Origin of the sequence: Zhouia amylolytica AD3 (assembly GCF_000511935.2) — a bacterium.
GTDB classification, from domain to species: Bacteria; Bacteroidota; Bacteroidia; order Flavobacteriales; family Flavobacteriaceae; genus Zhouia; species Zhouia amylolytica.
Map to the genome: position 1 here is coordinate 108911 of NZ_AYXY01000019.1, position 20974 is coordinate 129884.

Annotated in this window: 14 protein-coding genes; 13 read left to right on the forward strand and 1 reads right to left on the reverse strand. The window is 34.9% G+C overall.

Going from position 1 to position 20974, the window contains the following annotated elements:
• The first annotated feature begins 8 nt into the window (after positions 1–8).
• Positions 9–257, forward strand: a complete 249-nt coding sequence (locus P278_RS05160) for a CBU_0592 family membrane protein (protein ID WP_038263373.1) — start codon at positions 9–11, stop codon at positions 255–257.
• A gap of 1 nt (position 258) precedes the next feature.
• Here P278_RS05160 and P278_RS05165 read toward each other — a convergent pair whose 3' ends face one another.
• A complete protein-coding gene (locus tag P278_RS05165; protein WP_038263376.1) occupies positions 259–861 on the reverse strand; it encodes a TetR family transcriptional regulator in 603 nt (200 codons plus the stop codon).
• A gap of 133 nt (positions 862–994) precedes the next feature.
• Here P278_RS05165 and P278_RS05170 point away from each other — a divergent pair, with 133 nt between their 5' ends.
• From P278_RS05170 to P278_RS05225, 12 genes are all read left to right on the forward strand, one after another.
• On the forward strand, positions 995–4159 hold the full coding sequence (locus P278_RS05170; RefSeq protein WP_082436096.1) for a SusC/RagA family TonB-linked outer membrane protein: 3165 nt from the start codon (positions 995–997) through the stop codon (positions 4157–4159).
• 19 nt (positions 4160–4178) lie between these two features.
• The gene (locus tag P278_RS05175) at positions 4179–5639 is read left to right on the forward strand and encodes a SusD/RagB family nutrient-binding outer membrane lipoprotein (protein ID WP_038263377.1); all 1461 of its coding nucleotides are present in this window, start codon (positions 4179–4181) and stop codon (positions 5637–5639) included.
• Between the two features lie 15 nt (positions 5640–5654).
• Positions 5655–6494, forward strand: coding sequence for a Calx-beta domain-containing protein (locus P278_RS05180; protein ID WP_038263380.1), 840 nt, complete (start codon positions 5655–5657; stop codon positions 6492–6494).
• Positions 6495–6582: 88 nt separating this feature from the next.
• Positions 6583–7668: an endonuclease/exonuclease/phosphatase family protein gene (locus P278_RS05185; RefSeq protein WP_074979127.1), complete on the forward strand. Its 1086-nt coding sequence runs from the start codon at positions 6583–6585 to the stop codon at positions 7666–7668.
• Positions 7669–7687: 19 nt separating this feature from the next.
• Positions 7688–8611 (forward strand): metallophosphoesterase family protein, encoded by a 924-nt coding sequence (locus tag P278_RS05190; RefSeq protein ID WP_235444253.1) that lies wholly within the window; start codon positions 7688–7690, stop codon positions 8609–8611.
• Between the two features lie 3 nt (positions 8612–8614).
• Positions 8615–9535 (forward strand): endonuclease/exonuclease/phosphatase family protein, encoded by a 921-nt coding sequence (locus tag P278_RS05195; RefSeq protein ID WP_038263383.1) that lies wholly within the window; start codon positions 8615–8617, stop codon positions 9533–9535.
• Positions 9536–9594: 59 nt separating this feature from the next.
• Positions 9595–10794 carry an alkaline phosphatase family protein gene (locus P278_RS05200; protein ID WP_235444254.1) on the forward strand — a complete coding sequence of 400 codons (1200 nt, stop codon included), beginning with the start codon at positions 9595–9597 and terminating at the stop codon, positions 10792–10794.
• Positions 10795–10941: 147 nt separating this feature from the next.
• Positions 10942–14052: a glycoside hydrolase family 2 TIM barrel-domain containing protein gene (locus P278_RS05205; protein ID WP_038263388.1), complete on the forward strand. Its 3111-nt coding sequence runs from the start codon at positions 10942–10944 to the stop codon at positions 14050–14052.
• Positions 14053–14166: 114 nt separating this feature from the next.
• Positions 14167–14799: a Crp/Fnr family transcriptional regulator gene (locus P278_RS05210; protein ID WP_038263392.1), complete on the forward strand. Its 633-nt coding sequence runs from the start codon at positions 14167–14169 to the stop codon at positions 14797–14799.
• 570 nt (positions 14800–15369) lie between these two features.
• On the forward strand, positions 15370–16683 hold the full coding sequence (locus tag P278_RS05215; protein WP_038263396.1) for a TolC family protein: 1314 nt from the start codon (positions 15370–15372) through the stop codon (positions 16681–16683).
• A 5-nt stretch (positions 16684–16688) separates the two neighbouring features.
• Complete coding sequence (locus tag P278_RS05220) at positions 16689–17765, forward strand: efflux RND transporter periplasmic adaptor subunit (protein WP_038263399.1); 1077 nt, start codon at positions 16689–16691, stop codon at positions 17763–17765.
• Between the two features lie 7 nt (positions 17766–17772).
• Positions 17773–20973 carry an efflux RND transporter permease subunit gene (locus tag P278_RS05225; protein WP_038263402.1) on the forward strand — a complete coding sequence of 1067 codons (3201 nt, stop codon included), beginning with the start codon at positions 17773–17775 and terminating at the stop codon, positions 20971–20973.
• Position 20974: the final 1 nt, after the last annotated feature.

Genomic DNA, 20974 nt, shown 5'->3' on the forward strand with positions numbered 1-20974 from the left:
AATGATGAATGAATATTTATGAAATTGTTGGCTGGATAGGTTCATTTTTTTATCTCGTTGCCTATGTGCTTCTGAGCTTTAACAAAATAAGGCCGGACAGATTGCCATACCAGGTTATGAATGTATTGGGAGGTTTATGTTTGGTAATATGTGCCTATGATACCAAAGATCGTCCTAATTTCTTTACCAATCTTGTATGGATGATTATAGGTTTTATGGCAATACTAATGATTTTAAAAAAAAAGAAAAGATCTTGATTTAGACCTTTTCATTAATTTTAAGCATTTCCAGCGCTGCTTTTTTATATCGCTTTATCTTTTCTTCATATACTGGGGTTGAAGCATCATATAAAGAAAGATAGTAGTAGGAGCCTTCTACTAAAATAAAAATAAGTTCTGCTGTTTCTTTGGCATTTTCAACTTCTACAACGTTATCTGTTTGAGCTTCTTTAATGACTTCCGTTAGATAGTTTCTTAATGATTGATGCATGTTTTTATAAGCTTCCTGTATTGCTTTATTTCTAAAAACCAGAGCAAAGCTGCTATAAAACACACCATCATCTATAAGGGAGTTCCATTCCCTTGAAAACAGGTTGTTAATAGTACTTATCAGTTTTGTACGGCTATCTCCTGAATGGTTAGGATTATATAAGGACTTATAGTTATCCAGAATATAATTGATTAGTCCAAATATTAATTCATCCTTTGAGTTAAAATAATGGAGAATAAGGCTATTATTTACATCAAGTTCTTTAGCCACTTTAGCTACTGATGTATTTTCCAGGCCTTCTTTTTTGGCGACATTATAAAAGGCTTCTATAATCTCTTTTTGTCTTTCTTTTTTTAAACTTTTTCTACCCATTATGCAAACATAGTTAATATTTAGTTAACAAAAATAATACAAAGATTTTAAATTGATTGACCATTCAATCAAAATATTTTAATACTTTAGCATTCCATTAACGAAAACCTAATTAATAATTAAAAGTAATTAAATGAAAGCTTTAAACTTGTTTAATGTTGTGAGTAACAAGGCAGGTGGTTGTTTTTTAAAAAGGAATGAAATAGGCAAAAATCTATTATTATTTACATTTTTAATTTTTAGCCACGTTGTTTTTGCGCAAGAAAAATTGGTAACTGGAACTGTTACCGATATTGAAACAGAACAGCCATTACCAGGCGCTACTGTTATGTTAAAAGGTACCACTACAGGTCAGGTTACTGATTTTGATGGTAAATTTTCAATTGCAGTACCTTCTTCTGAATCAATTTTAGTAATATCCTATGTAGGGTTTAAAACGACAGAGGTAAAAGTAGGGGGGCAAAATACCTTAAACGTGAAACTTCAAGTCGAAGCCAGTGCCTTGGATGAAGTTGTGGTTACTGCTTTGGGGATTCAAAAAGAAACTAAGGCTCTTGGGTATTCAGTTCAAGAAGTTGAAGGGGAGTCACTTGTTAAGGCAAGAGAACCTAATGTGGTAAACTCTTTAACAGGTAAAGTTGCCGGTTTAGTTATTAGTAATAGTACTGAATTATTTCAGGATCCCGGAATTTCATTAAGGGGAAGACGTCCCTTAATTGTTATTGACGGAGTACCGAGTACTGATAATGATCTTTGGAAGGTTAATGCCGATGATATTGAAGATATAAGTGTGTTAAAAGGAGCTACGGCTTCTGCACTCTATGGTTCTATTGGTCGAGGTGGAGCTATGATGATAACCACAAAAAGAGGTAAACAGGGAAAGGCATCTATTGATTATAATGTGAGTGTCATGTTTCAACCTGATTTTATCCGTATTCCTGAAGTACAGAGTACTTATGGGAATGGTAATAATGGAGTATATGAATATGTAAACGGTTCTGGTTCTGGTTCTGAAGGAGCAGGTTGGATTTGGGGGCCTAAATTAGATCAATTAGACCCTTCTACTCCGAGCGGTTATTGGGAGACCCCTCAGTTTAACAGTCCAATTGATCCAGTTACAGGGGAACGTATTCCTATTCCTTTTCTATCACGAGGTAAGGACAACGTAAAGAACTTTTTTGAAACGGGGATGATCGTTACAAATAATTTATCAGTAAGTGGAGGAACTGAAAAAAGTAACTTTAGAGTTTCAGCATCACATATTTACCAAAAGGGAATTGTGCCTAATACAGATTTAAAGAACTCTTCATTTGGTGTATCCGGAGGTTATAAAATAACCGACCGTTTAAATGTTGACGCTTCTTTAACCTATAACAGACAATATACGAGTAACTTTCCGGATGTTGGATACGGACCTTTCAATTACTTATATAATTTAGTTTTATGGACAGGACCAGATGTCGATGTACGGGATCTTAAAAATTATTGGGTAGAAGGACAAGAAGGAGTGCAACAACGCCACTTTAATAAATCTTGGTATAACAACCCTTATTTTATAGCTTATGAAGCTTTAAAAGGATATTATAAGGACAATAGCTTTGGACAAATACGTTTAAATTATGAAGCTTCTGATGATTTAAACTTTAGTTTAAGATCTGGATTTAATTCCTCAAATGTTAATAGAGATTGGAAAAGGCCAAAAAGTTTCATTGGTTATGGAGATGTATCCTTAGGAAATTATTCGGTTGCCAATAACAATGAATTCAGTATTAATACGGATTTATTAGCAAGTTATAATAAAGAAATATCTGAGGATTTTGTTGTTACAGCTACTGCTGGTGCGTCCAACAGATATAAGTCATGGCGAAACATGAATGTAGGCACTGATGGGCTTACAATTCCTGAATTTTATAATATTGACAACTCTATAAACCCAATAAGTGGAGGGAACTGGAATGGAGAAGAACAGGTAAATAGTGTTTATGCTACGCTAGATCTGGAGCTCTTAAACTCCATGTATATTAATATTACAGGAAGAAATGACTGGGTTTCTACTTTGCCAGTTGCGAATAATTCTTTTTTCTATCCTTCCATGTCATTTTCAGTTGTACTTTCCGATTTATTGAATTTCGACGCAAGTGATCCATTTATTAAATTAAGAAGTTCTTGGGCTAATGTTGGTGATGGCGCTCTTCCAGGCGGTACCTATTCCCAATTACAAGCTTATGATACAGGAAGAACCTGGAATAATACACCATCCCTTTCTTATCCTGGAACACTCTTAAACCCTGATTTAGAACCTGCAAATTCAGATACTTATGAATATGGTTTAGACGTTAGGTTTTTTAATAACCGTTTAGGTTTTGATGTAGCATATTATACCATAACAGATACTAATAATATTGTTTCTATTCCGGTTTCGACAACTTCAGGATATGGTTCAAGGCTGATTAATGGAAATGTTTATAAAAGAAGGGGTGTAGAGCTCGTTTTATCAGCAACTCCAATAGAAACAGATAATTTCTCCTGGAATTTGGTATCTAACTGGAGTCATAGTTACAGGACCCTGGAAGAGGTATATGATGGTTCGGATAAGTTGAACAATATCAAGGTTGGAGAAAGAACTGACCAGATTTATAATTGGCAATATTTAACTACCCCGGGAGGTCAGCTCATTTATGGAAGTAATGGTATGCCTTTATGGGAACCGGTAGTTAGATACCGTGGTAATAATGATCCGGATTGGGTTTTTGGTCTTCAAAACACCTTTACCTATAAGAACTTCAAGTTAAGTGCTTCTCTTGATGGAAGAATTGGAGGTTTGATATATTCAAGTACCAATCAAAAAATGTGGTGGGGCGGAACTCATCCCGGTACTGTAAATGAGCATCGTGATGCTGCCAACAATGGTGAGTCGACCTACATTGGACCCGGAGTTGTGGTTGTTGAAGGAGATGTTGAATATGATGTAGAAGGGAATATACTAAATGATACACGAATTTATGCTCCTAATACCACCAAGGTTAATTATATCTCATGGATGAAAAATACCAGTAATGCACTATATGATCATTACTATGATGAAACTTTCATGAAACTAAGAGAAATCATTTTAACCTATAATGTTCCTAATGGATTTGCTAATAAAATAGGATTTCAAAAAGCATCAGTTTCTTTAATCGGAAGAAATCTTGCTGTATGGTCAGATTTACCAAATGTCGATCCTGATCCGGGTTATGATAGTTTGCAAACACCATCTACAAGAAATATAGGTTTCAATGTTAACTTAACCTTTTAATTAGTTCAATAATAAAAAGATGAAAAATTTAAATATCATATTTAGCTTAATCTTGATCACCATATTTGTGGGATGCAAGGATTTTGAGGAATATCAAATTGATCCAAACAGGACGACTGAGGGTGACCCTGGTCTACTTTTAACTGGAATTCAAATAAGCAATCTGCAACAAGTAACTTTATCCGCAGCTTTGGCATGTAGACAAATGGTTTATACTGATGGGTCTTCTTCGGAACAATATTACGGTTGGCAACGATCTGGATTTGGGGCATACAATAGTCTCAGACAAGTTGTTAAAATGGAAGAAGAGGCCATGAAAATTGAGAACACTAATTATATAGCTTTAGGGAAATTTTTCAGAGCCTATATATTTTTAAGGTTAACGAATACCTTTGGGGATGTACCTTATTTTGACGCACTTCAGGGATCTGAAGGAAATTTCACTCCCAAATATGATAAGCAGGAAGATATATATCTAAGTATTCTTGATGACCTAAAAGCAGCCAATCAATTACTGAATGAAGACAATGGAATTATCAATGGAGATTTAGTGTATGAGGGATCTATTGAAAATTGGAAAAAAGCGATCAATTCTTTGAGTCTTCGAGTTTTAATTTCACTATCTAAAAAAGAAGGCAATACGAAATTAAATGTTGTAAATCGTTTTAAAGAGATTGTGGAGAATCCTTCGCTATATCCAATCTTTAATTCAAATCAAGATAATCTTCAATTGCCTTATTATAATTTAGAAGGTAATGAGTATCCTTACTTCAATAATAACAGCATTAAAACGGCCTATTATTTTGATGAGTCTTTTGTTGATTTACTTAAAAACTATGAAGATCCCAGGTTATTTACGCTTGCAGACAAAGAAGAAAATGGAAGTGATTTAGAGGAGACAGATTTTAATGCATATGGAGGATTCGATGGAAGTGCATTATTAGATGTCAATACAGGTAGATTAGCCAATGGAGAAGGCTCGCCAATTGATGAGCGATATTACAATGATCCAATAAATGAACCTTCCATTGCACTCGGATATGCGGAGGTTGCTTTTACACTGGCTGAGGCAGCAGCGCGCGGTTGGATTAATTTAGATCCGGCCGAACAATACTATAAAGGTATTGAAGCCTCTATGAAATTCTATGGTGTTGATAACCAGGACATAGAATCTTATTTACAAAATGCTGCAGTTCAGTATGTACCGCAACAGGGGATAGAAATGGTTATCACCCAAAAATACATATCATTCTTTATGAACTCAGGATGGGAACCATTCTACAATCAACGCAGAACAGGATTTCCTGAGTTTAAGACGAATGGAGGTGGTGTATTAAACAATGAAATCATACCTAAGCGTTGGATGTATCCTCAAAGTGAAATTAATGAGAACCTTAATAATCTGGAAACGGCAGTAAACCGTCAATTTCCTGATGGTGATAATGTTAATGGAGAGATGTGGTTATTAAAACAAGAATAAAAAAAGTTCAAAAAAATGAAAAATCTTAGATTAATAATAGGCTTATTAGGTATTTTGGTAGTGTTAGCCTGTAGCGACGATGACACTATAAAAGATCCTATCTTTGAATTTATTTCCTTTCAGAATGAGTCGGTTACTATAAATGAAAATGGAGGAAGTATAGAACCAATACCGGTTGTTCTTAGGTTGATGGGATATGAACCTACGGAAGATATAAGAGTAGATCTATCCGTTACCAACACTAATGTTGAGGAAGGTATAGACTATGAATTATCTTCAAAATCATTAATTTTTAAAAGTGGAAGTTTTATCTCAGACACCTTATTCGTAAGTACCATCGACAATGAGATCGGGACTGACCTGGAAAGAAGTTTTGATATTCGTATTGAGAACATTAGCAAACCGGAAATAAAAGTAGGGTTAGGTATTGAAAATCCAACTAATGCTGTTATGAAGGTAGTTATAGCAGATGATGAATGTACAGAAACGATTTCTGTTTTTGACGGAGCACTAACGAATCAAACACCATGGGGAACACATGATATTAATGGATCGGTGAATGGTTCTGTTGTTACTTTAGTAGGGAACTTAATTACCTATTCACCATTTTCCAATGCAACTCTGGAGGTTACTTTAACACCGGATTTGGATGGAGGAACAAAGGGATCTGTAACGTTTGATGATTTTAATGCTGGTACGGATAGCGATGGATATGAATATCAGTTCAGACAGGTAGGGTCAGGTTCTTATGATGTTTGTTCAGGAGAAATACATGTTGGTTTTGATGTGTATTATATGTCTGGCGGATCATGGGTTTATTGGTATACAACAAATAATACAATAACTCTTCAGTAACTTAAAAGTGAAGTTACTTTAGTTTAATTTGGTTGATCTAAATGAAGGGAGTTTAACTCCCTTCATTTTAATTTAAAAATTGAATGAAATGATAAGACAAAAGCTGAAATATTTATTCATTACACTTCTATTTGTAGGCGTGTTTAGTTGTGAAGTTACCAAAAAGCAACAGGATCAAGATGATAATACCATATCTGAAGAGATTTCATTTAATGGAACTTTAAAGGTTTTATCACTCAATACATGGCATGAAACAACCCGGGTTGAGGGAGGATTTGAAGCATTGGCAGAAGTCATTGAGCAAGCGGAAGCTGATATTGTGATGCTATGTGAAATTAATAATTACAATAATGTTACTTTTAGTACGAAAATAGTGGGAGAGCTTAAAAAAAGAGGAATTGAGTATCATTCTTTCAATTCTGGGAAGTCTCCAATTATTTTATCTAAATATAACATTATTGCTACTCCGTCAATAGCATCGAATTCACTAACAAAGTGTATCGTAGAAGTGAATGATGAAACCACCCTGGCAGTTTATGCAGCACATCTTGATTACACGCATTACGCATGTTACTTACCAAGAGGATATGACGGCATTACCTGGAAAAAACTTCCGGAACCTGTTTTAGATGTTAATGAAATATTGGCTCAAAATAAAGCTTCACAACGAGATGAGGCGATATCATTGTTTATAGAAGACGCATCTAAGGAAAAGGAAAAAGGAAACCTCGTGTTTTTAGGTGGAGACTTTAATGAACCTTCACATTTAGATTGGACAGATGCAACAAAAAACATGTTTGATCACAATGGGGTGGTAGTGCCATGGCATAATAGTGTTATGCTTGAGAAGCAAGGCTATTTAGATTCCTATAGAGTAAAGTTTCCGGACCCGGTATCGCATCCTGGATTTACTTGGGAGGCTTATAACAGGGATGTGGAAATTTCTGAAATGATTTGGACCCCTGATGCCGACGACAGGGATCGAATTGACTTTATATATTACAGTGAAAATGAGCGATTAAATGTAGAGGATGTTATAGTTGTGGGACCTTCAGAAACTATTGTTAAAGGTCAAGCTATACAAGATAAAACGGCTTCTGATAAATTTCTGGAACCCACGGGTAAATGGCCTTCAGATCACAAAGGTGTTTTGGCTACCTTCAAAATAGAGTAAAATTAAAGGATATTTTAAAGTGAAAAATTATAATTCCAAAAGAAGAGAGGCATTAAAAAAGTTGGGGATGGCAGCCGGGGCTATATCTTTAAGCCCTATCCAATCTATAGCATTACCCAAGAAATTAAAATACACTACGAATAGACTTTTAAGATTGGCCCATATTACGGACATTCATTTATCTTCGGCTAATGATGCTCCTAATCGTTTCAGAAAATGTTTGTCCGAGATAAAAGATCATGATGTCGATTTCTTCCTTAATGGAGGTGATACAATTATGGCTGCGGATTATAGTCATATAACACGTGAGAGTGTTATCGAACAGTGGAATATTTGGGATCAAGTACGTAAAGAATTTGACACGTACAAAATGTACAGTTGCCTTGGTAATCACGATATGTGGTGGGCAGCACCCAATAAAGATGATGAGATGTATGGAAAAGATTATGTCATTAAAAAATTGGGAATGCCTAATCGGTATTATAGCTTTTCTCAAAAAGGATGGTATTTTATTATACTTGACAGTAATAATAAAAATGCTGGATCTTTGGATGAGGAACAGCGTACTTGGCTTGAAAATGAGCTTGATAGGATTCCGAATAATGCATCGGTGCTAGTGATGTCTCATTATCCCATACTAGGTGTAAGTACAATTCCTTATGGAGGTAGCCATACAGATAGTGCCTATATTACCAAATTGTTCTATGAGCATAGTTATAAAAAAATTCATTGTATAAGCGGTCATATGCATTTATTGGATAGTGCCACCTATAATAATGTTAATTATTTTTGTAATGGATCGTTGAGTGGATTTTGGTGGGGAGAAGGAAATAAAGATTCTGCTAAAAAATACTGGTATCACGAAACACCGCCAGGTTATGCCATAATAGATCTTTTTGAAGACGGATCTATCACTAATACTTATTATCCACATTCTTTTTAGTAAATGAAAAAGTTACATTTAGTAATATTAGCATTAGCTTTCAGTCTATCGGGTTGTAAGGATAAAAATGAGCCAAATACTTTCAAGGTCATGGCCTGGAATATCCTTCATGGGGGAAATGATATAGAAAACGGACCTGAGAATGTAATTCAAATAATAAAAGAAGTTAATCCGGATGTTATTTTAATGGTAGAAACATATGGATCAGGTAAAAAGGTAGCAGATGCTCTTGGATATAACTTTCACCTCATTGCTCCTGAAGGAACATCTCAAGATGACAAAGGAGTCAATTTATCCATCATTTCCAGGTATCCATTCGGAGATCGCATAGATACTGAGCATCCATTTTATTTGGGTGGAAGAGAAGTTTTTGTAGATAAATACAAAGTCCGTTTTTTTACCAATTGGTTTCATTATTTACCGTGGCATGATCAGCCTCATGAAATGGGGAAAACTGCAGAAGAACTTCTTGAATGGGAGCGAACAGAGACCAAATTTAAAATGATTCAGAAAGTTTTGCCCTATCTTGAAACATATGCCTCACAAACGGATTCTATCCCCATGATATTCGGAGGTGATATGAATACCCCATCTCATTTAGATTGGGGCGAAAATACTAAAGAAATACATAACGGGTTAGTGGTTCCCTGGTATGCTACCAAGGTATTAGAAAGTATAGGATTAAAAGATACGTATAGAATGTTGAATACTGATCCTATTCAGAATCCTGGATTTACATGGGATGTAAAGGATAAAAAAGACGAACACCGAATAGATTATATTTTTTATAAAGGGGCTAAACTAACCCCTATAAGTTCAGGGTCTTATAAAGCATTCCTAAATGAACCTTTTCAAATAAATAATAAAACCATCAGATATCCATCTGATCATGGTTTTGTCGTCACAACTTTTAAAACAAACTAAAACAAATACATAGCAATATGAAAGCGAACTTCAAAATAACATTAATTTGTTTATTCATCATGAACATATTTTACGCTCAAAAAGCCGGGGATAAAGTATTGTTTGTAATAGTCGATGGTATTTCATCTGATGTTATCGAAAAAATTAATACGCCTAATCTGGATGCCATCTCAAAGGAAGGAGGTTATACCAGAGCATATGTTGGAGGTGAAAAAGATGGTTATTCGCAAACACCAACAATTTCTGCTGTAGGTTATAATAGTTTAATAACCGGGACATGGGTAAATAAACATAATGTTTGGGGGAATAGTATCAAGGCACCTAATTATAATTATTGGACTATATTTCGTTTCGCAGAGGAATTAAGACCAAATCTTAAGACTGCGATATTTTCTACATGGCTTGATAATCGTACTAAGTTGATAGGAGAAGGAAAGCCAGAAACCGGAAATATAAAATTAGATTACCATTTCGATGGTTTTGAGCATGATACTATAAATTTCCCACATGGCAATAGTAGTATGTATATTCATAAAATAGATGAACACGTAACCGATGGAGCCGCTTCATATATTAAGGAGGGAAGCCCTGATTTAATGTGGGTTTATCTTGAATATACAGATCATATGGGACATGAGAATGGTGATAGTCCGCAGTTCCATAATTCTATTGAAGCCATGGATAAAAAGATAGGTAAATTATGGAATTCTATTCAGTATAGAGAACAAAATTTTAACGAAAACTGGACTATTTTTATTACAACAGATCATGGTCGTGATGAACACACTGGTAAACATCATGGTGGACAAAGTGATAGAGAGCGGTCCACATGGATTGTTACAAATTCCAAGAACTTAAACTCTTATTTTAAAGAAGAGGTTCCCGGAGTTGTTGACATTATGCCAACCATGTTATCAAAACTAAAACTTGAGCCGGAGAAAAATCAACTTTGGGAAATTGATGGAACTTCAATTACCGGCAAAATTTCTGTTGCAAAGGCAAAGGCAAAAAGAATTAACAATAGGAAAATTCAATTAACCTGGAAATCATATAATCCTAAAGAAAAATTGAAAATATGGATTAGTAGTACTAACAATTTTAATCAGGGTGCTGATGATCACTATGAGCTTATAGGAAAGGTGAAATCAGGTGCGGAAAAAACAGTGTTAGAATTAGATGTTAGTTCTTCGGAAATATATAAAATTGTTATTGAAGGGAAATATAATAGTAATAATACTTGGATAGTGAATAAAAAATAGCATCATATTTTTAATATATATTATGTTTATGCCCTACAAACTGGTAGGGCATTTTTCATTTCTGCTCAGGCTGTTAATATATTGTGCATGGAAATTAAAAACTATTATTGATCATTAGGATCGATACAAAACAAGAACAAATTAACAATGAATCAACTTTTAAAAAAAATTAGCCTACTGTTGTGTGTAGGGGCATTAAATCTGCACGGACAAACACTAGATCCGGTAATAGAGAACCCTGATGTGGTAGCGATAAATAAATTACCACCAAGAGCCTCTTTTTTTGCATATGAATCTTTGCAACAGGCAGAAGAAAATGAATCTTCAAGATCAACACGCTTTTTATCCTTAAACGGTACCTGGAAATTTAACTGGTCGAGGAGTCCGGAATTAAGGCCAAAAGATTTCTATAAGAGTAATTATTCAACGCTGGGGTGGGATGACATAGAGGTGCCTTCAAACTGGGAAGTTGAAGGTTATGGAATTCCTATATATACCAATACTGAATATCCATTTAATACCACCAATCCAAATCCACCGGATATTCCTGATGGATACAACCCGGTAGGTTCTTATAAAAGATCATTTAATATACCGGATAATTGGAATGGAGAAGAGATTATAATGCACTTTGGAGCTGTTAAATCGGCATTTTATATTTGGATCAATGGAGAAAAGGTAGGCTATAGTCAAGGATCTAAACTTCCGGCTGAATTTGATATTACCGAATATATTAACACAGGTGAGAATACTGTTGCTTTGGAGGTTTACAGATGGAGTGATGGTAGCTATTTAGAATGTCAGGATTTCTGGAGATTTTCTGGAATTGAAAGGGATGTGTATGTCTATGCTCGTCCTAAAATGTTTGTAAACGATTTTACTATTCATGCAGGATTAACGAATAATTATAGAGATGGATTATTTAATATTGAGGTACTATTAGAGAATCATAATGATAAAAGACAGAAGGGGGCTTTAGGAATTGAGCTTTTTAAAAGTGGTACTAAAATTTATTCAGAGGAAAAGACATACAAATCGGAGTCGGGAGAAACAATAGCTATTTCCTTCGAAAAAGAACTGAAAGATGTGGCAGCATGGTCAGCTGAAACACCAGAGTTGTATGAATTAAAAATAATTCATAGAAATCAAAAAGGTAATATAAAGGAGGCTATAATCAGAAAAATTGGATTTAGAACTTCTGAAATCAAAAATGGTCGTTTTTTATTAAATGGTAAAGCGATTCTATTTAAGGGGGTTAACAGGCACGAGCATGATCCGGTAAAAGGTCATGTGATTTCAAGAGAAGATATGTTGAAAGATATCCGTTTATTTAAAGAATACAATATTAATGCGGTACGAACATGTCATTATCCAAATGATCCTTACTGGTATGAACTCTGTGATGAATATGGTATTTATGTGATAGATGAAGCAAATATAGAATCGCATGGTATGGGTTACAATCTTACAAGGACTTTAGCTAACAACCCAAAGTGGTTAAAGGCTCATATGGAAAGGACTGAACGTATGATTGAAAGAGACAAGAATCACCCTTCTATTGTGATTTGGTCATTGGGTAATGAAGCAGGAAACGGATACAATTTTTATAATACTTATTTATTGGCGAAGGAAATGGATGCAACACGCCCGGTTCAATACGAACGTGCAGGTTTGGAATGGAATACCGATTTATATGTTCCGATGTATGCTACGCCTAAATGGGTTAAGGAATATGCAGAAGATCCCCAATATGAAAGGTCTCTTGTACAATGTGAATACGCTCATGCTATGGGAAATAGTATGGGAGGATTTAAAGAATATTGGGATCTTTATGAAAAATATGAAAAGCTTCAGGGAGGTTTTATATGGGATTTCGTAGATCAAGGTTTGAAAACGGTTAAAAATGGCAAAGAAATTTATGCTTATGGAGGTGATTTTGGACCTGAAGGTACGCCTAGTTCAAACAATTTCCTTAATAATGGTTTGGTTCAACCTGACAGAAAACCAAATCCACATATTTATGAGGTAAAACACATACAACAAAACGTCAAGTTTTATGAACAGGATTTAAATAATGGTTTAATAAAAATTAAGAACTGGTATTTCTTTAGAAATCTTGAAAATTATCAATTAAACTGGGAGGTAATTGCTGATGGAGAAATCGTAGAAAAGGGATCGCTGAATGATATAAATGTGACACCACAACAAACGAAAACCTTTAAGATTCCTTTTAGTTCTGATTTTAAAAGTGGACAGGAATACTTTCTAAATTTAAGTGCAGTTCTTAAAAGCGATGAGTCTTTACTTTCTCAAGGGCATGAAGTTGCATATCAGCAATTTCTATTAGAAGAGGGAACCATACTAAAACCATCTGAATCTGATGCAGCAGTTACATATACAACCAAAAAAGAGGGTATTGTAGAAGTTTCAGGAGATAACTTTGTTTTAAATTTTAATAAAAATAAGGGGAGACTTGTTTCGTATATCTATAATGGTTCCGTGATTATAAAAGATGGCCCGGAGGTGAACTTCTGGAGAGCACCTATTGATAATGATTATGGTGCAAGAACTCAAAATAAATTTAAAGAGTGGAAAGACGCTGGTAGTAGTTCTGAGGTAAGTTTTAATATTAAACGAATAACGAATAGTCAAATATCTATTGAAATTATTAAGGATATTTTTAATGGCGATGCTTCCTATACCCAGACTTTTGTAATAAATGGAGATGGGGTTTTAGAGGTAATAAATGATTTCAAGAAAGTAAAAGGGACGCATAGTAATATGTTTAAGTTTGGAAATGAAATTGTACTTCCTGAAACCTACACTAACATTTCCTGGTATGGTAAAGGACCTTTTGAGTCATACCCAGACAGGCAACATGCGGCAAAGGTAGGGCTCTATAATAGTTCAATTGAAGATCAGTATTTTCCATATATAAGGCCACAGGAAACAGGAAATAAACTCGATGTTCGCTGGGTAGAATTATCTGGCGGTAAAACAACCAAAATAAAAATAATTGGAAACTCATTATTAAATGTTTCAGCACTCCATTATACAAAAGAAGATCTTGACTCTGGAGATAAAAAAACGCAAAAGCATGCTGGTGAGTTAACAGCAAGAAAAGACGTGTATCTTAATGTTGATGGATATTTACAAGGGTTAGGTAGTATAAATAGTTGGGGAGCACTTCCATTAGAGAAGTACCGATTGCCTTATGCATCTTATCATTACTCCTATTGGATTGTTCCAGAACAATAAAATATAAAGGTATTTAATAAAAAGAGGAATTTATCGAATTCCTCTTTTTTATTTAAGTTCAATCCTTGTTTTTTTTAAGATTAAAGTATCTTTATCTAACATAGAAATTAATTTATGGTAAATATTATAAAAGATCGGTACGGTTATATATTCGAGGATGAATTGATTAATGAGATTAATGAAGTTGCTACAATAAAAGAAGTCAAGGAAGGTGAAAAATTAATTGAAATTGGCGACTATATTAAATTAATGCCATTGGTAATTTCAGGTGCAATAAAAATTATGAGAGAGGATAGTGATGGCGATGAATTACTCTTGTATTTTCTCGAAGGAGGAGACACCTGTGCTATGACTCTGGCATGTTGCATGGGACAGAAAAAAAGTGAAATTAGAGCTGTTGCAGAAACTAAAGCTACTTTGATTATGATTCCAGTCCAAAAAATGGAAGAATGGATGACAAAATATAGTACGTGGCGAAGTTTTGTTTTGGAAAGCTACCAAAATAGATTAAACGAAATGCTTGAGGCTATTGATACCATTGCTTTTTTGAAGATGGATCAGCGATTATTGAAATACCTTAAAGATAAAGCCATGGTAACCAGAGATGATGTTATAAGCACAACACATCAACAAATAGCTTACGACCTTCATACTTCGAGAGTGGTGGTTTCAAGGCTGTTAAAAGCATTAGAAAAAGAAGGGAAAATAAAATTGAATCGAAATAGCATTTTGGTTAAGGACCTTTAAAATATCAGTTAAATATCAGCCATATCTACCCCGTTCGAACGGGGTTTTTTTATTTATGGAATTATGTAACATAAGTTACTGTTTGTGTGCTAGTTAGTTTTTAATTTTACCACTAAGAAAACATAAGGTAGGTTGGTTTATATTTCATGATTGATTTGTTTATTGAAAAGGGCATTCTGTTTTTAAGAATGCTCTTTTTTTATGGTATAAATGATACCATTGTAGCTTTTAAAAACTTTAAAACAGTGTTTGTCATTGAAATGATATTAGTCATTGAAAATTTCTTGATTTATGCTGTAATTAGAGAGGTAGGATGCTAAAATGATATAACATAGCGTTTGTTTTAAGGTCATTATGCCTGGTAATATCAAGAACTTTAATATTACTTAAGGATTTGATTCATTCAAAATGTAAATTCAAACAATCTACAGGATACTTCAGTTTTATTAAATGAAGAGATATTGCCCTTGATCTTCAACTTCATACTATTTGGCTAGCCATAGTTGGTAACATTAGTTACTGACTGGCTTTACACTCAAACTTAATTTTGCTTAAATAAATTATAAATTCATGAAAAGAAAGATTTTAATAGTAGTAATAGCAACAATTCTTCATGGTAATAAAGTTTTAGCTCAGGAGGAAGTCGCTATATCTAAATCACATGTTTTAGAGATGATTTCCGAGCGAAACATGTCTTTGAAAATTTCACAATATAACTACAAAGGTGCACAGGCTGATTACAGGCAGTCTAATACTTTGTTTTTGCCAAACATTTCCATTTCATATACAGGAATGGCGACGACAAATCCATTGATGGCCTTTGGCGCTAAGTTAAATCAGGAAGTATTAACCCAGAATGATTTTAATCCGGTATTACTAAATGATCCGGATCAGGTTGAAAATTATGCTACGGTAATAGAAGTTCAACAACCATTGATTAACCTGGACGGACTATATCAACGGAAAGCAGCTAAGGCAACAATGGAAGCTGTGAACTCACAAACAAAACGGACGGAAGATTATTTAATTCTGGAAGCTGAAAAAGCTTATATGCAACTACAATTGGCCTATAAAGCAGTAGCCGTAATTAAAAAAGCTCAGGAAGCTGCCGAAGAAAATCTCAAAATAGCACAAAATAGTTTTAGACAAGGATACCTTCAAAAATCGGATGTGCTGGCAGTTGAAGTTCGAGTGTCTGAGGTACAAAATCAATTACAGCAGGCCAAAAGTAATGTGAAAAATGCTTCTGACTATTTAGCGTTTCTAATGGATGAAAAGACCGATGAGATATATATCCCAAAAGATAGTCTGGTTGTCAATGCTTCAATAGAACAGTTTAAGGAAGAATTAAATCAGGAGCGAGCAGATATAAAGGCCATGGAGTTTACTACCGAGGCTTTTAAGCAAAATTATAAGGCAGATAAAATGGCATTCTTACCAAGTTTAAATGCATTTGGAAGTTATGAACTCTATGATGATGAAATATTTAAAGCAGGAGCCAATGGCTATGTTTTTGGAGCTCAATTGAAGTGGGACATTCTCGAAGGTAGTAGTAGGTTTGGTAAATCTCAAAAGAGTAAGGCTTTATATGAGAAGTCTAAATTGGAATATGCCCAATATGTATCTCAAAGTGAATTAGAACTCAATAAAATAAAAAGAAAATTATTGGACGCTAAGAATAAATTAGAACTTACTTATTTGGCGTTGCAACAGTCTGAGGAATCCTTGCGAATACGCACAAACAGATTTGAGGAAGGACTTGAAAAAACTTCAGATCTTTTGTTATCTGAATCTAAATATGCTCAAAAGCAATTGGAGTACTATCAAACAGTATTTGAATTCAATTATACACAATTATACCTACAATTTTTAACTAAAGAATAAGAATAATGAGAACAAATAAGAATCTAATATTATTGGCCTTGGTAGCTTTATCACTTCAATCATGCGGTACGGACCATTCGAATAAGTCTGAAAGTTCAGAAATTATTTCGGTGAAGGTTAGCACTGTTAATGTCGATCAAAAAGAGGGTGTTTTGAACGCAAGTGGTAAAATCGAAGCAGTAAATAGTGCAAATTTAAGTACTAGAATGATGGGATATGTAAATAAGATTTATGTAAACATCGGTGAGAAGGTTAAAAAAGGGCAACTCTTAGTTTCCATCAGTAATAACGAACTCCAGGCACAGAGGGCTCAAGTCAATGCTAAAATTACTGAGGCTTCCGCTGCTGTTAATAATGCAAAGAAGGATTATGAACGTTATAAAAATCTTTATGAGCAAAATAGTGCTTCTCAAAAGGAGTTTGACGACGTTACTGCAAACTTTAAGATGGCCAAAGCACGTTTGGAAGCCGCAAATGAAATGAAAAATGAGATTGATGCTCAATTTACTTATATAAATATCCGAGCACCCTTTAATGGGGTTGTGATCAATACGTTTATAGATGAAGGAGATATGGCAAACCCGGGAGTACCCTTAATAGCAATTGAAGGACCTGGCAAATTTGAGGTAACCGCTATGGTACCAGAGAATGAAATTTCTAATATAAAATCAGGTATCCCTGTAGCGGTATTTATTAAGGCCATTGACACTACAATTAAGGCTCAGGTATCAGAGCTTAGCATATCGGCTAAAAATACTGGAGGACAGTACCTTATGAAAGCAGTCCTTGATGATACCAAAGCACCAGTCTTGTCGGGAATGTATGCTACGGTAATGATTCCTACCGAAAATAAGTTAAAAACCTCGACAGTTTATTTACCAAAGGATGTTCTTGTTAAAAAGGGACAATTGACAGGGATTTATACTGTCAGTGAACAACAAACGGCAATTCTTAGATGGCTAAGAATAGGTAAAACCTTTGGAGATAAGGTAGAGGTATTATCTGGCTTGAACCCAGATGAAAGCTATATAGTCAGTGCTAAAGGTAAATTGTATAACGGAGCCAAAGTCTTAATAGAATAAAATACTTATGAAAGAAGGATTAGCAGGAAAAATAGCTAAAGGATTTATTAGCTCTAAGCTCACAGTTCTACTGATGATCGTGTTTATGATCATTGGAGTGTATAGTTCATTCTTAATACCCAGGGAGGAAGAACCTCAGATAGATGTACCCATGGCAGATATTTTTGTGGGATATCCCGGAGCAAGCCCTACGGAGGTGGAATCAAGAGTTATTAAGCCATTAGAAAAACTAATATCTAATATTAACGGTGTAGAATACGTATACTCCACTTCGATGAAAGAACAAGGAATGATAATTGTTCAGTTTTATGTTGGAGAAGATATAGAAAGATCATTTGTAAAGCTTTATAATGAAATAAATAAACATATGGATGTCATGCCCCAGGGGGTAACTATGCCATTGGTAAAAACCAGGGCTATAGATGATGTACCTATGTTGGGATTAACGTTATGGAGTGAAACATACGATGATTTTGAACTGCGGCAAATAGCTCAAGAACTTACCAATGAGATAGAAAAGGTACAAGATGTTTCCTCTACCCGAAAAATTGGGGGACGTGATCGTCAGCTGCGCGTGGTATTGGATAAAGATAAGCTTGCTTCGAGCGGGCTGGATTTTTTATCCATAGCCGAAATGATTAGGGTTAACAATGAGCAACTAATTTCGGGATCTTTTGATAAGAATGATACTGAGTTTATTATTAATACGGGTCAATTTATTGCATCTGTATCGGATGTAGAAAATCTTGTTGTTGGAGTACAACAAAACAAGCCAATTTACCTGAAGCAGATTGCCGAAGTTGTAGATGGACCTGAAGTGCCAAAAAACTATGTGTCTCATGGTTATGGGCAAGCCAGCCTTAAAGCAACTGAATTTAACGGAGAGTATCCGGCTGTAACTATTTCCGTAGCAAAGAGAAAAGGAGCCGATGCTATGAAAATCTCTGATGTAATACTTGATAAAGTAGACCATTTAAGACAAAATTTAATTCCAGATGAAGTTCATGTAGAGGTAACTAGAAATTATGGTGAAACAGCCTCCCAAAAGGTTTCCGAATTATTACTACATCTAATCGGTGCCATAGTAGCTGTTACATTTGTTGTTATGTTAGCTATGGGATGGCGAGGAGGTTTAGTTGTTTTTCTATCGGTGCCAATAACTTTTGCACTTACATTGTTGAGTTATTATATGCTAGATTATACCCTTAACAGAATTACCCTTTTTGCCTTGGTATTTGTTACAGGTATTGTGGTGGATGATTCCATTATTATAGCAGAGAATATGCATAGGCATTTTAAAATGAAACAATTACCGTTTAAACAAGCGGCACTTTATGCTATTAATGAAGTAGGGAATCCTACAATTTTGGCAACGTTCACCGTGATAGCATCTGTTTTGCCTATGGCGTTTGTTTCAGGTCTGATGGGACCATATATGAGTCCAATGCCGATTGGCGCATCTATAGCAATGATATTATCACTCTTTGTGGCCTTGACAATTACGCCTTATCTGGGATATTTATTTCTTAGGGAGAAGGAGAAAAAGAAGAAAGGTAAGACCCCTGTAAAAGAAAAACAACTTGAAGATTCATTCATTTATAGAATATATGAAAGATTGGAGCGACCGCTCATTGAGAATAAAAAGAAAAGATGGCTGTTTCTGGGTATTACAATAGTCTTATTACTTGGGTCACTAAGTATGTTTTTTACAAATTCAGTGGCTGTAAAAATGCTTCCTTTTGATAACAAAAATGAATTTCAAGTGGTAATAGACATGCCTGAGGGAACCACTCTGGAACGTACAGCGGTTGTAGCAAGAGAAATAGGTCAATACCTGGCAACGCGTTCGGAGGTTGTAGATTATCAGTCATATGTTGGTACATCTGCTCCAATTACTTTTAATGGTTTGGTAAGGCATTATGATTTAAGGAGAGGCAGTAATGTGGCTGATATACAAGTAAATCTTATCGATAAACATGATAGAAGTCAACAGAGCCATGATATCGCCAAGCTTTTACGTCCAGATATACAGAAGATAGCAGCTAAATTTAATGCCAACGTAAAAGTTGTTGAGGTTCCCCCCGGACCGCCGGTGTTATCAACGATTGTAGCTGAAGTTTATGGGCCGGATTACGACGGGCAAATTGCAATAGCTAATCAAATTCAAAATCTTCTTCACAATACGGATGATGTAGTTGATATAGATTGGATGGTAGAGGCAGATCAAACTGAATATCAGTTTATTGTAGATAAAGAAAAGGCTATGCTCTATGGTGTTGCTCCTCAACAAGTAGTTCATACTATGAATATTGCATTGTCAGAAAATCCGGTTACAACGTTATATGATGAGAATGCAGTTAATCAAGTTGGTTTGATCTTAGCATTGGATGAAAAGGAAAAATCCTCACTGACAGAAATATCCCAATTAAAGGTCGCTTCGAATCAGGGCAATATGATCCCGATATCCGATCTGGTATCGATTGAAGAAACGACTGCCGCTAAAAGTATTTATAGAAAAAACCAAAAGCGTGTGGTCTATGTTTTGGCTGACATGGCAGGTAAATTAGAAAGTCCTGTATATGCAATACTAGGTATGACAGACAAGTTAAATGAGTTAGAATTGCCAGCCGGATATAACATAAATGAATTGTATATCGAACAACCGCAATATGAAGATGATTATACGGTTAAATGGGATGGAGAATGGCAAATAACACTTGAGGTGTTCAGAGATTTGGGAATGGCCTTCCTAGGGGTAATTATAATTATCTATATGCTAATTGTTGGATGGTTCCAAAATTTTAAGGCGCCAATTGTTATGATGGTTGCAATTCCACTTTCCATGGTGGGAATAGTTTTAGGGCATTGGCTAATGGGGGCCTTCTTTACCGCAACATCCTTTATAGGCATGATCGCTTTGGCTGGAATAATGGTTCGGAACTCTGTATTGTTAATAGACTTTGTCAATCTTCGACTGGCAGAAGGAATTCCACTAAAACAGGCTGTAATTGAAGCAGGAGCAGTACGAACCACACCAATTTTATTAACCGCCGGTACTGTGGTGATAGGGGCTTTCGTAATTTTATTTGATCCTATCTTTCAAGGATTAGCAATCTCATTAATGGGAGGAACAATTGCTTCGACAGTATTAACATTATTGGTTGTCCCGTTGGTATATTATTTAATAGAACGCAAAAATCATAATTAAT

What these genes read in the sequence shown, in the direction of transcription:
- P278_RS05160 (WP_038263373.1), top strand. Translation starts at nt 9, where the DNA reads ATGAATATTTATGAAATTGTTGGCTGGATAGGTTCATTTTTTTATCTC.
- P278_RS05165 (WP_038263376.1), bottom strand. Translation starts at nt 861, where the DNA reads ATGGGTAGAAAAAGTTTAAAAAAAGAAAGACAAAAAGAGATTATAGAA.
- P278_RS05170 (WP_082436096.1), top strand. Translation starts at nt 995, where the DNA reads ATGAAAGCTTTAAACTTGTTTAATGTTGTGAGTAACAAGGCAGGTGGT.
- P278_RS05175 (WP_038263377.1), top strand. Translation starts at nt 4,179, where the DNA reads ATGAAAAATTTAAATATCATATTTAGCTTAATCTTGATCACCATATTT.
- P278_RS05180 (WP_038263380.1), top strand. Translation starts at nt 5,655, where the DNA reads ATGAAAAATCTTAGATTAATAATAGGCTTATTAGGTATTTTGGTAGTG.
- P278_RS05185 (WP_074979127.1), top strand. Translation starts at nt 6,583, where the DNA reads ATGATAAGACAAAAGCTGAAATATTTATTCATTACACTTCTATTTGTA.
- P278_RS05195 (WP_038263383.1), top strand. Translation starts at nt 8,615, where the DNA reads ATGAAAAAGTTACATTTAGTAATATTAGCATTAGCTTTCAGTCTATCG.
- P278_RS05200 (WP_235444254.1), top strand. Translation starts at nt 9,595, where the DNA reads ATGAACATATTTTACGCTCAAAAAGCCGGGGATAAAGTATTGTTTGTA.
- P278_RS05205 (WP_038263388.1), top strand. Translation starts at nt 10,942, where the DNA reads ATGAATCAACTTTTAAAAAAAATTAGCCTACTGTTGTGTGTAGGGGCA.
- P278_RS05210 (WP_038263392.1), top strand. Translation starts at nt 14,167, where the DNA reads ATGGTAAATATTATAAAAGATCGGTACGGTTATATATTCGAGGATGAA.
- P278_RS05215 (WP_038263396.1), top strand. Translation starts at nt 15,370, where the DNA reads ATGAAAAGAAAGATTTTAATAGTAGTAATAGCAACAATTCTTCATGGT.
- P278_RS05220 (WP_038263399.1), top strand. Translation starts at nt 16,689, where the DNA reads ATGAGAACAAATAAGAATCTAATATTATTGGCCTTGGTAGCTTTATCA.
- P278_RS05225 (WP_038263402.1), top strand. Translation starts at nt 17,773, where the DNA reads ATGAAAGAAGGATTAGCAGGAAAAATAGCTAAAGGATTTATTAGCTCT.